This window comes from Myroides sp. JBRI-B21084, assembly GCF_030545015.1.
Taxonomy (GTDB): domain Bacteria; phylum Bacteroidota; class Bacteroidia; order Flavobacteriales; family Flavobacteriaceae; genus Flavobacterium.
Map to the genome: position 1 here is coordinate 432,210 of NZ_CP120653.1, position 12,506 is coordinate 444,715.

The window sequence follows — 12,506 nt, forward strand, 5'->3', positions numbered from 1 at the left end:
TAACGTTTTACAAATATAGGAATTGTTTGGAAATTTGCGGTGTGAAAATAGAATTAGCGAGTATGAGTTTAAAAGTTCCGCAACTTCCGATTACAAAAAATATTGCTTTGGCTGTTGCTCAAATCGTTTTATGGGGTGGTTCGTTTTTTATTTTATCGGTTTTGGCTGACCCGATAATGAAAGAAACCGGTTGGTCGCACCAAATGGTTTATGGGGTTTTGTCGCTGTCTTTATTGGTTAGTGGATTAGTTTCTTCAAAAATCGGTAAAACCATCAACGAAAGAGAAAAAGACTATATCCTATTGTATTCAGGTGTTGTAATGGCGTTGGGATTGACCATTATCGGATTGGCACAACAATTTTGGATATTCATTTTAGGTTGGATAATCATTGGTATTTCAATGGCAATGGGTTTGTATGACGCTTTGTTTGCGTTACTCGGAAAAAGATACGGCAGAGAAGCCAATAAATCAATCATTCAAATTACTTTGATTTCGGGTTTTGCACCTACGGTTTCGTGGTTTTTCGTGTCACATTTATTGCATTATGTCGATTGGCGAACAGCTTGTTTTATTTATACGTTTGTATTGCTGATTTCGGTATTCCCACTTCATCGTTTTGCTTTTCAGGCAACTGAAAATGTAACGAATAAAACAAGTGAAAAAGTTGTAACCGAAAGCGTTTCAACGGATTTGTTTCGTTCTAAAATTTTTCGTTTGCTTCTCGCATACTTTACAATAGGTTCGATGTTGATGACAGGAATTGTAGTTCATTTAATTGATATTTTGTTGAGCAATGAAATGCATTTGGCAACGGCTGTAAGTATAGCGGCTTTGCTTGGTCCAAGTCAAGTTGGTGTTCGTGTTTTAGATTTAGTATTGCCAAAAAAAACCGCCGAAACAACGGCTGTGATTTCAGCTATTGCTATTTTTACCGGACTTGTTTTATTGTTGATTAGTCCTAAAATTGCATTTCTTGGGGTTATTGTTTTTGGATTGGGAAACGGAATGCGTTCTATTCTAAAAGGAACATTACCTTTAGCTATTTTCGGACAAAAAGGCTATGCCGTTATTTTAGGAAAATTGGCAGGTTTACCACTGATAGCACAAGCTGTAACACCGTTTATAGGTGGTTTTGTAATACAACAATTTAATTCTTCCGTATATATCTGCCTACTTGCTGTTTTGGCTCTTGTCAATATCATTTTAGTTGTATTAGTCAAAAAGTTAACAAAGTCTAATAATCATTAGTTGTTGGGTTGTCTGTTGGTTGTTGGGTTGTACGGTTGCCACTAACGGGGCGGCGGCTTTGCGAAGTTCTTTTTCCGAGCTTGCTCGGAGAAAGGATTTAGCAAAATCGCATGATGTGCGAAGTTCGCGAAGCGACAAGCGCATCGTGCGTTGTAGGCGCCGCCCCGATGTGGCGAAAGGAGCGTAAGCGGATTTCGCCACATCGTTTTGGCGCTTGGCGAAGAAGCGGATTTCGAAGCACTAAACTGTCAACCCAGCACAAAAGTTGATACGAGGTAGAATGTTCAATTAACCACTGAACCCGCTTTTTTGCCAAACGCCTGTTATGGGCTGCCTTTTCTGTCATCTTATACTAATGTTATAAGGTGTTTTAAGTCCACCAAAAGTTTTTTTGTCAAAGAGATTTTTAATTGTCTCAATACTATTCGCTGTAAGAGTGTCCTTTCTAGTAACAATTTTTATTTGGTCAAAAGGAATATCGTTGTCAATTTCCGCAATTGCAGAACCGACTTTTATTTGTTCGTTTGGAGCTAATTCATAAACGTCAAATCCGTCAGTAGTTGTCAGAGACTTTTGCTTTTCGGTTCTGAAGTTTATTGTTTCTTTTACTAATATTTGAGCTGTGTCACTAGTGATATTTGTAACAGTTATTGAATAATAAGGGTCACAGCCTGTTAGCAAGGTTGTAAAGAGTCCGAATGTCAAAATTGTTACTATCTGTTTAGTCATTGTCTGTCGTCTAAGGTTGCCCATAACGGTTTCGGGCTTTGCGATGGTGGGCTTTTGAAACCGAAAACTGTCTACCAGCACCAACGTTTATTAATTGCTCAAATGTTTCTATTCCCACTGTCCGCCCACTAATGCAAAAACCGTGTTACCAGCAGGGCTTTTGTGGGTCAAGTTGTTAAACGCTATCATTCATTTCTTCAAAACCGAAAAATTTAGCTATCTCGGCTAAACGATTTATGTAATTCTCAAATTCATTTAAATGAACAATTTTATAGTTCACATTTCCTGAAAATGGTTCTACGATATCAAAATGATATTTGCTTTTACTATATTCTTCATTATCTATGATATAGATCATTTTAATATCATTGGCTAAACATTTTTTGAGTTTTATGTGATCACGATTTTTATTTTTTTCAAATAATTGATCTGTCCATTTTTTTCCTTTTCCTGCAAAATCAATTGGTACAAAATGCTGTTTGCCCTGACACTCAATAGCAATTTTATAATCGATAAGGTAAAAGTCTAATGACTGTTGGCCTTTACCATTTTTTAAAAATAAAGGTTTATATTCTCTTTCATATTTTATATTTAGTTTATTTAAAATTGATGAAGTTTCGTTTTCTAATTTACTTTGTTTACAAGCTGGGCAGCCATTACCACTCAAGTGGTATTGAGCTACTTGCCAAAAATCTCCGTGTTCAAAGCAAGTAATAGATACTTTAGTGTCACATTTTTTATAATCAACTTTAGAATAGTTATATTTTTCTCCGTGTATTTGTTTGGCTTCTAAAATCCACTCCTCTGTGGTTTTATTTTTACCAACACATTTAGAACAACCTTTTCCTCTTAAATGATTATTTGGAGTGCAAAAGAATTCACCATGTTTTTCGCAGATTATACAAACATTAGTTTTAGCATTTAGATATTCCACTTTTTCATAACAATAAGTGTCATTATGTATGATTTTAGATTCTGCAATGAATTCGTCCTTTGTTTTGGTATTGTTTACGTTTCTCACTTCATCAGCACATTTTGGACATTTGTTTCCTGACAAATGTTTTGATGGTAGTTGATAAAATTCTCCGTGTTTAGGACAAGATATACAAACTTTGGTTTTTGCATTTACATATACCAATTTGGAGTAATCATATTTATCACTATGTACTTTTTTAGCTTTTTCTATAAATATATGATTTGTGCTTGTTAATTTTTGGCCTCTCTTTTCATAAGAACATTTCAAACATTCTTTGCCAGACAAATGATTACTGGGTGTCTGCCAAAACTCTCCATGTTCTGAGCATTTTATACATACTTTTATATTATTTCCAACATAGACAACCTTATTATAGCAATATTTATTACCGTGAATTTTTATTGCTTCTTGAATCCATTGTTCATTACTTTTCATTGTTCCCATATATTGTCGAAATGTCGGACTGTATATTCTTATAGCCTTGCTGGTAACGTTCCGGCGCTTGGCGAGGTTGCGAACTTCGGAACTGATTATTTTCTGTTAAAGATAAAATTTCTTGCGAAACGTAAACGTGAATTTACTACAAAATTCGCAATCTTGCCAAACGCCTGTTACCAGCAGTTATTTTTGTTTAGCTCTTCTTTTCTCTTTGATTATTTTTTTTCTTTCACTTGCTGATTTTGACTCAAAAATTGGTTTCCATTCAATATTAGCATCGCTTTTTAACCATTCGTTGTATTTAGCTTGAAATTTTTCTACTCCGTCACGCTTTATAAAGTCTATATAATATTCTATGAAGTTCATATTCTTTTCGCAAAATGTGCCTAAACAATTTTGTATTCCAGTGATTTGTGCATAAGGCATTCCTTCAATTCTGTCGGCTAGAATTATTGCTATTTCTCCTTTAGTTAAATTTCGGCCAACACATTCCGACTTCATATTAGTTTCGGTTTTATCAGTAAAAAATTCAGATAATTTCGGCAATAATTTCCAACCATAATCAAAAATTTTTTTTCCTTCGTTCGTATTTATAATTTCTTTCGAGTTTTCGGTTTTAGCAATTTCGTTCAGCAATGAATCAATTTCAACTTTGTTTTGAGATAAACCAAAGTTGAAAGTAAAAATTAATATTATTAGATGTAGTTTTTTCATAATTGCTGGTAACGGAAAAAGTATTGGCTGAAGTGCGGGCTAAATTGGACTGAAAGTTCAATTTCGACCAAACGGAAGCCGATATTTTTTCGGTGAGACTAAATTAGTTAAAAAAGTTGAACTGAAAAATAGCGGCGACTAAAAAGGTAGAGTAGTTCAACGATGACTTTCACCCCGCATTTCGCCAATACAATGTTAGCCGTAGTTATAGTTATTTTACTCGTTTCCAATCTCTATCATAAAGAGTTTTCAATTTATCTTTTAGGTCATTTTGAAAAACTTCTTTCAGTTTTTCATTCTTATCCAAAACAATTTCAAAAGTCGATATTTCATCTTTATCATCAAAAGAATTATTTTTATTGCTGTCTTTGTATGCAGTTAAAATAATTTTATTGTTTGTTTGTATATATTTCCAAGTATTCACACTATAATTTTTTGGAGATAATTGTCTGAAATTTTTTCCGAATTTGTCTGATACAAATAGATAAGTAGGATCAATTTCATTCAATAATTTATATTTATTGTAATCCAGTGTTCTCGCGCTGTAAAAAATATGATTTGTTTTCTTTGATACACTCATTCCTTCTTCATTTCCATATTTGTAGTTATAATCAAGAATCAGAATTTTGCCTTCGGTCAACAAATTGTATTCATTAGTATTACTATTCAAGAACAAGACATTCCAATATCCATTACTTGGCATTTCTTTATATGAATAGCTTCCATCTTCTCTTTTATTTTCACCCATTTCTAACGGAAACATCAAAATTCCGGTAGAATCAATTTCAATAAAATTTTTAGTTTGAATATTTAAATTTTCAATTGGATTTTGCGTCGATTCAATGTTGCTTTCAAGTCTTGAATTTCCTCCATTTTTTGAACAAGAAATTAAAAAAAATGCAATTAAAAAACTTGACAAAATATGTTTCATACAGAGTGTTTTAAAATAATTACGGCTAACGAAAAGGTATTGGCTGAAGTGCGGGCTAAATTGGACTGAAAAGTTCTATTTCGACCAAGCGAAGCCGATATTTTTTCGGTGAGACTAAATTAGATAAATAAGTTGAACTGAAAAATAGCGGCGACTAAAAAGGTAGAGTAGTTCAACGATGACTTTCACCCCGCATTTCGCCAATACTATGTTGGCTACAGTATTTTTTTTTCATTCCAACCTCTCTTTTCTATAATTCTAACATTCTTTTCATTCTTTAGTGATTTTAGATAAATTGCAAGTGTTTTTAATTCATTATCAGTTGAGTCACCAGTAAATTCTTTCGGGTAAATTGCATTTCCATAGTTTTTTTTTGATTTATTTGGTGTGTCATCAATTATTAAAATTCTTTCTAAATCAAAACCTTTTTTCTTAACTTTTTTTAGAGGTTTTGTGTGGTTAAAGTGCTGAATGTAGTAATCAGAATAGTTGCCGTATTCATCAAAGAGTGATTCGTTTGTCGTAGTGCAACGACTTCGTCCCCATATAAATTCTAATTTGTAATCTTGTGGAAAAATCTTTTCAACAATTTTTTCAACATAGTCATCCGACGCAGAAGACCAAACTGCTACCAAGAAATCTTCTTTTATTTCATTTAGAAATTCAAATAAGAATGGTCTTTCATAAATGCAATAATCAAAAATTACGAAATCAGGCTCACGGTCTAATTTTTTTTCTGAAGCGTGAATTAAAGTTTCGTCAATATCTAAAATTAACAGAATTTTATTTTCTTCGTTCAATGGGACGTTTTATTGTTTTATATTGTAGCCAACGGAAAAAGGCTTGGCTGCAGTGCGGGCTTTCGAAGAACTTTAGTTCAAGAAAGACGAAACGAAGCCGATATTTTTTCGGTTAAGCACTGACTTCAAAGATACAAAACCAACTTTAAATTAAGCACAAAAACCGCAATAGCGCAAAACCTGTGTTAGCGGATGTTTTTTTGTCCAATCCAAATTTTTCCAAATTCACGGAAGTATATTTTTCCGTATTTACCTTCTTCAACTTTCTTGCATTTTGGCAATACTCTTTTATAAAAACGTTTGTCTTTATAATACTCTTTTACATCATCATAATTTTCTTTTGGGAAATTATAATCAACATTATCATATCTTTTAAAATTTGTAACGCTTGACCAATTGAAATCTTGAAAGTCATTTTTTAATTTTCCAAATTGATTTAAATTCAATTCTAAATCTTTATAAGGTTCATTAAAATATTTATTTTCATAAAATTCAATTCTCTCACCAATTCCACATACAATTTGAGAATGCATTAATTCGGATTCATCTATCCAAATTGCTAAATAATATGGTTTTTCATGTTTTTCTAATTCAATTTTCCAATTATCATAAATTTTAAGTAAAACTTTGAAAACACTTTGTCTTATTCGACCTTGAATTGTAGAATTTTGAAACTCACCAAAATACTCTTCTAATTGAAAATATAAATATTTTTCTGATTTTAAACTTTCAATATCAAATTCCTCCTTAAATAAAGAAAAGTTCTCTAATTTTTTTAATAGTATTCTGTGTTTCCTCATTTTTTTTTTCAAAATATCCTCTAACGTTCCCAGGCTTTGCGATGTTGCGGACTAAAGAAGCCGAAACTTTCAGTTTTGCACTGACTCCGAAGATACAAAACAAACTTTAAATTTAGACCAAAACCCGCAATAGCGTAAAACCTGTGTTGGCAGTAGTAATTATTTAAATGTGATTTCGTGATATTTTTTAATCTTTTTGTTGTCTTTTGTAAATAGAATTACTTCTTTTAACTTTTTGTAATCATCGTATTCAATTTCTATTATCGTTTTATTTTCAGAATTTACAATTCCAAATTTGTTATTTTTCTTAACAACGAATTGTTTTGAAAGGTAAATATTTTCTATAAATTCATATTCGTTTGGAATTACGATTTTGTTTGATGAATTTATTACTCCAAATTTATCTTCGTTTTTGAATATTTGATTTTCACTTATAGATAATTCTTGAACGTCTTTATATTTTACGAATTTGTTTATTGAAAGTTCTTTCTCAGTAAATTTTTCTCCTTCCAAATAGATTACAAATTGTTTGTTATTTTTCTCTCCAAATATTGAGTTTTTAAAAATATTATAAAACACATAATCTTCATTTAAAACTCTTTTTCCGTTTTGAGTGAATAAACCACTTTTATTCTCATTATTTTGAACTACATAATAGTTGTCAAATAAAGTCCTAATGCTTTTATAGTTAATAGGTATTATTTCATCTAAACTATTTGGATTGATTACGCCAAATAATTCATCTTTTTTAACGATGTAATTATCTCCAAGATTATTGTCACCAAAACCTACTGCATCATCGAAATAACTAAAATATATTTCTTCATAAATGAAAGGTTTAACTATTGAATCTGTTGATGAAATAAAGCCGTTTTTTTTATTGCTTTTAGCGATAAAAAATGAATTTACTTGTTTGATTTCATCATATTTACATTTAATAATAAATTCATTTTTTGAATTTATTATTCCTTCTTTTGCAGTTAAATTATTTTTTATTAAATATAAATCGTCGTTAAAAACTCTTTCAAAACTATGGTTTCTTATAGAATTTAAAATAATGTTTCCATTATTATCTATAATTAAATTTGATTTATTTGGAAACTCAATAATTGCTTTGTTATTTCTAAATTCTGAAATTTGAGTAAATTGTAAATCACTTATTTGTTTTCCGGTTAGATTATAAAGTGAGTTTATTCCTTTATTTTCAGCAATTATTAAATTATTGTCAAGTGAAATGTAATCAAACTTTATTGGTAGAATTACGTTATTTAAAGTATCAATAATTCCAATTTTATTTTCCTTTAAAACTCGTATTAATCCACTGTCAATATAAAAAACATCGTCATAAACAATTGGAATTTTAATATTTCCTTTTAAATCAATAAATCCACGTTTAAATTTTTTATTTAAATTGTTTCCAACTTCAAATAGATTTTTTAGTTCTTTTTTGTTGTTTATGTATGAATATATTGGTTTTATAATTACATTTTCCGTGCTATCAATTACACCCATTTTATTGTCAAAAGTTCTAAAAACCGCAAAATTATTCTCAAAAGCATATACATACTCATATTTTTTATTTTGCTCTAATTTCTTTCTTATACTTTCAAATTTATTTTGACTATGAGAGAGTAATGGTAATAACAGTAAAATGATTTTAAAAATCTTCATAAAGTCTTGTTTTCAGGTATTTTCGGAGATTATTACTGCCAACGTTTCTGGGCTTGCCGAAGGCGGGGATATTTCGCTCAAAAGTTCAATAGAATTACTAATGTTGAACCTTGCACAAATGTTTCATAGAAGCACTTCAGCCGCCATATTGCCAAACCGATGTTAGCGGTTCGGTTTTCTTTATTCATAGTTCCAATTGTCCCAAATCAAAAGTCCACCAATGTTGTTAATATTTAATTTTTCGTCTTCGTTTATTTTATTTAGTCGCTGTTCAAATGCTTGAAGTTCTGTCTTAGCTTTTTCGACAGCTATTTTTAGTTGAAGTCGGTCGATTGTGAGAAATAATTCTGTTGGTGTCGGTTGAAATGGTTCGTCAAATTCGTCCACCGAAAAATCGAATACTAAATTGTTACCTTTAAATTCTATTTGGGGTGTTGGATGTTCTTCGTGATACGAGTTTTTACCATTTGAAATGTTTTCCCAATATTTAATATCACTTAATTCTCCACAACATTGGGGAAAATATTTGTCCTGTCCGTCAACACGCAAAACATAGCCACCAAAAAATGCACAAGTGTCCTGCGGTCTTTTATATTTTCCGTCTCTCATTTCTTGTGTATGGTCAATTGTTAATTTAGTTAAATTATTGTCCGTAATGTCCGATAGTTTGTAAAATGAAGAGCCTTTTAAATATGGGGTCAGTTTGTCTTTAAAACCAGCTTTCTGATAACATTCTTCGTGATAGTCGTCCCAAATTTCAGAATTATCCCAATATGGATATTTGTCAGGAGCTGTCACACCCTGATTGTTGTATCCGATTTCAATTACTGGTATTAATTCAATTGTCATAGTTTGTATGTTGGAGTCGTCTCTTAAACTGACCGCTAACGGTTTGCGTATATGTGTCAGGAGCGGATTTGGAAGCCGAAACTTCCAATTTTGCACTGACGTAAGCAAAACCATTTTTTATTTGCTAATTTACATTTTTTATACAAATAAAAAATGGTTTTTGCGACATTGAAAATCGAAACTTCGATTTAGCTCTTAGCCCGCTCTTGCACATATACGATGTTGCGCGTCATTTTAAGAACCGACACCATTGAACAGAACGACAGACATAAAAACAATAAATTCAGTTGGACAAATTCCGACACTTGACACAATTCGTTCAACTCCACGTGAACGGACAATAAAACTTGTGTTTGAAAAAGAAGTTCAAAGTCAAAGAGAAGCAATAGGACAAAATCTAAAAACTGAACTTGTAGGCTTTCAAGTTGGAATACATACAAGTGATCCTGAAATAAACATTGCTAAACTAATTACGGACAAAGAAATTGAAGACAATCAGGACTTTTTTGAGCAATGTGCAAAGGATTACAGACAATTAGGAGAAGAATTGTTATTTAAGTTGGTTGACAAACTTAATTTGAACTTAAATAGAGAATTTCCAATGCAGACTTTTAACGAACTTAAAAGAGACGCAAGGTCTAATGGAAAAGTTGAGGGATGGAATTATTATGTTCACGGTTTCCATTGTGGCTTTGTAAACATTAAAACTAAACAAGAAATAGAAGTTCCACTTGTATTTGGTGAAGAATTTGGAGATTTAGACCCTTACTTTTTCTCAAAGTTCATTAAATCGACACCGAAATATAAACCTTTACCAGTTGAAATTTTTGAAGATTATGCAGACGGAGTAAGAATAAACGAGACAATGCTTAAACTTGGAAAATTTGAAAAAATAAGCTCAAATGTTGGCAATCATTATGGAATAGTAGTTACCGACAGACAAAAAGTAGAAATAAAATCATATTTGGACTTGGAAAAAATGTACCAAGAACAAAACAAGCAAACTGAAAAACCTAAATTTAACTTTTGGAAATTTATGGGACTTAGAAAATAAAAACGAACGCACAACATCGGTTTGGCAATATGGCGGCTGAAGTGCTTCTATGAAACATTTGTGCAAGATTCAACGGCAGTAATTCTATTGAAATTTTGTGCTAAAATTCCACCACATCGCCAAGCCGAAAACCGTTAGCGGCTGTGATTTTCATTCCAGTCCACTTTTGTTATTTTATTATCTTCTATTATCAAAACAGAAATTTCTCTATAAAGTCCTGTTCCATAATGGTCCAAATTCATTAAAATGTAATTTCCATATTGTTTTGTAATTGGGTGGTGTGTGTATATATCACTAAAAAATAAAGGATTTACAATCTCAATTTCGTTCCCTTTAATTTCTGCAAGAAAAGTTAAGTCAGAAAGATGAACTACAAATAACTCTTTATTTTGGTATTTGAAAGATGAGAATATTTGAACTCCATAAAAATCAATCTTTTTCTTGTAAGCGTTCGATTTATCAACATACCCTAAAGCCTCTCCATTTACAGTTTTTCTGATTTCATTTGGTTTTGCTAAAGTGAGTTTTCTTGGGTTAGCTATAGTTTTAATTTCAGTAGAACCACCACCGTGTCCCAAATGAGCTAACACATTATATCCATTTTTGTCTTTAATAACTGAATTAGCGCAAGTAGATTCGGTGAAAAATGATTTTGAAGATTTTTTTTCGTAGAAATAAACTGTTCCACCCCATTCTCCGTAACAATCTCCATAAACAATGAATTCATGATCTTCAAAAAGTTTAGGTTGATTTTTTAAAGGAAAATAGTCTTTATGTTTTATCCATTTATTTCCGTTCCATTTATAAATTGAATTACCGGATAATGCTCCTAATTGTTTGTCGATTATCCAATGATATTTGAACTTTTTAGTATTTAGTTTATCCTCAAGTTTTGTGTCTCTTTCAAAATTGTCAAGTTTAAAACAAGCAAACTTGCCATTCTCGAATAGGGAAATCAGTGAATTTTCATAGATAACTGAAAATGATTTTGGGAAATTTTTAACGTAATCTTTATCTTCTTCAGCTTCCTCATATTTCATTGCGAAATATGGATTTTTAATGACAATGTGAGTTGTATCGAATTTTATAAAATTTTTGCTGACAGAAACATTGAATTTTTCTTTAAATGGACTTGTGTAGAGACTATCGCGAGTAATTGTAATTTCATCCCAACTTTGCTTCTGAAAATAATTCACGAGCTGTTTTTCAAAATTCAGTTGCATGTTTTGAGCTGAAACCGAAAATCCTAAAATCAATAATATGTACAAGTGTTTCTTCATCATTGCCGCTAACGGTTTGGGGCTTTGCGTTCGGGCGGGATTACAAAGCACAAAAGCCGATATTATTACTAATGTTCAATTGAAAAACTGCCGTTGAATTTTGCACGTCAGCCCGCCTGACGCAAAACCCATGTTGTGTGCAGTTATTTAAAATCAATCAATTCTTTCATTTCTTCTATAATATTTTCTTTGTTCAAATGCTCTGGTTCGCCAAACTTGAATTTTATACTAAATTGTTTTTCGATATTGTCAATAAGTGTACTTGATGTTTTTAGTTCACCCTCAAACCAATTTGTCCAGGCAAAAAGAATTGTCTCAACATTATTGTCTAATTGATAAAGGTCAAAGTCAATTCCTTTGTCAAAGAGTTTGGTAGAATACTCAAGAGAAACTTTCCACCCAGTTTTTGTCAAATACTTAATAATTGAGTAAAAAAGTTCTGTGTCAATACCTGTTGCAATTTTTGTTTCCATTTACTTGTCTTGCCATTGCATTATTTGTACTGCCAGAATGTTAGAGTCAAACTTATTGCTAAAAAGTCCAAATGTTACACATAACTCACTTTCAATAATTCGACTTATTTTTTCGACATTTCTTTCTTTGAGCAAAGCGTTAAGCAGTTTTTTTGAAAAGTCGTCAAGTTTTGATTTTGAAGCAACATTGATTAGATTCCAATTGTAAATTAGTTTTGATAGCTCTTTTATTTTTCCTTCAAATTCAGTCATACAAAGATTTTCTACTTGTCGGTTTGTTGTCAGGGATGATGTGGTGTTTAATTGCACACAACGGGGCGGCGGCTTTGCGAAGTTCTTTTTCCGAGCAAGCTCGGAGAAAGGATTTAGCAAAATCGCATGATGTGCGAAGTTCGCGAAGCGACAAGCGCATCGTGCGGTGTAGGCGCCGCCCCGATGTGGCGAAAGGAGCGTAAGCGGATTTCGCCACATCGGTTCGGGTATTTATGAAGGGCGGAAAATCAAGGCACAAATGTTGAGTTTTGCACTTCAGCCCGCCTTT

13 protein-coding genes are annotated in these 12,506 nt (G+C 31.8%); 2 read left to right on the forward strand and 11 right to left on the reverse strand.

What is annotated here, in order from left to right; translation table 11 throughout:
* Positions 1-41 precede the first annotated feature (41 nt).
* Positions 42-1,250, forward strand: a complete 1,209-nt coding sequence (locus P3875_RS02220) for an MFS transporter (protein WP_303444617.1) — start codon at positions 42-44, stop codon at positions 1,248-1,250.
* 342 nt (positions 1,251-1,592) lie between these two features.
* Here P3875_RS02220 and P3875_RS02225 read toward each other — a convergent pair whose 3' ends face one another.
* From P3875_RS02225 to P3875_RS02260, 8 genes are all read right to left on the reverse strand, one after another.
* Positions 1,593-1,979, reverse strand: coding sequence for a hypothetical protein (locus tag P3875_RS02225; protein ID WP_303444618.1), 387 nt, complete (start codon positions 1,977-1,979; stop codon positions 1,593-1,595).
* Between the two features lie 175 nt (positions 1,980-2,154).
* On the reverse strand, positions 2,155-3,390 hold the full coding sequence (locus P3875_RS02230) for a hypothetical protein (protein WP_303444619.1): 1,236 nt from the start codon (positions 3,388-3,390) through the stop codon (positions 2,155-2,157).
* Between the two features lie 186 nt (positions 3,391-3,576).
* Complete coding sequence (locus P3875_RS02235) at positions 3,577-4,107, reverse strand: hypothetical protein (protein ID WP_303444621.1); 531 nt, start codon at positions 4,105-4,107, stop codon at positions 3,577-3,579.
* Between the two features lie 211 nt (positions 4,108-4,318).
* Positions 4,319-5,038 (reverse strand): hypothetical protein, encoded by a 720-nt coding sequence (locus P3875_RS02240; protein WP_303444622.1) that lies wholly within the window; start codon positions 5,036-5,038, stop codon positions 4,319-4,321.
* A gap of 215 nt (positions 5,039-5,253) precedes the next feature.
* Entirely contained in the window at positions 5,254-5,838 is a 585-nt protein-coding gene (locus P3875_RS02245) for an HAD family hydrolase (RefSeq protein WP_303444623.1), read from the reverse strand.
* 185 nt (positions 5,839-6,023) lie between these two features.
* Entirely contained in the window at positions 6,024-6,638 is a 615-nt protein-coding gene (locus tag P3875_RS02250) for a hypothetical protein (RefSeq protein ID WP_303444624.1), read from the reverse strand.
* A 159-nt stretch (positions 6,639-6,797) separates the two neighbouring features.
* Positions 6,798-8,309, reverse strand: a complete 1,512-nt coding sequence (locus P3875_RS02255) for a WG repeat-containing protein (RefSeq protein WP_303444625.1) — start codon at positions 8,307-8,309, stop codon at positions 6,798-6,800.
* A gap of 180 nt (positions 8,310-8,489) precedes the next feature.
* A complete protein-coding gene (locus P3875_RS02260) occupies positions 8,490-9,158 on the reverse strand; it encodes a hypothetical protein (RefSeq protein WP_303444626.1) in 669 nt (222 codons plus the stop codon).
* A gap of 349 nt (positions 9,159-9,507) precedes the next feature.
* Between P3875_RS02260 and P3875_RS02265 the strand changes: the two genes are divergently transcribed.
* Positions 9,508-10,212 (forward strand): DUF6896 domain-containing protein, encoded by a 705-nt coding sequence (locus P3875_RS02265; RefSeq protein ID WP_303444627.1) that lies wholly within the window; start codon positions 9,508-9,510, stop codon positions 10,210-10,212.
* 134 nt (positions 10,213-10,346) lie between these two features.
* Here P3875_RS02265 and P3875_RS02270 read toward each other — a convergent pair whose 3' ends face one another.
* From P3875_RS02270 to P3875_RS02280, 3 genes are all read right to left on the reverse strand, one after another.
* Positions 10,347-11,495: a hypothetical protein gene (locus P3875_RS02270; protein WP_303444628.1), complete on the reverse strand. Its 1,149-nt coding sequence runs from the start codon at positions 11,493-11,495 to the stop codon at positions 10,347-10,349.
* Positions 11,496-11,635: 140 nt separating this feature from the next.
* The gene (locus P3875_RS02275; protein WP_303444629.1) at positions 11,636-11,965 is read right to left on the reverse strand and encodes a hypothetical protein; all 330 of its coding nucleotides are present in this window, start codon (positions 11,963-11,965) and stop codon (positions 11,636-11,638) included.
* The gene (locus P3875_RS02280; protein WP_303444630.1) at positions 11,966-12,217 is read right to left on the reverse strand and encodes a hypothetical protein; all 252 of its coding nucleotides are present in this window, start codon (positions 12,215-12,217) and stop codon (positions 11,966-11,968) included.
* Positions 12,218-12,506: the final 289 nt, after the last annotated feature.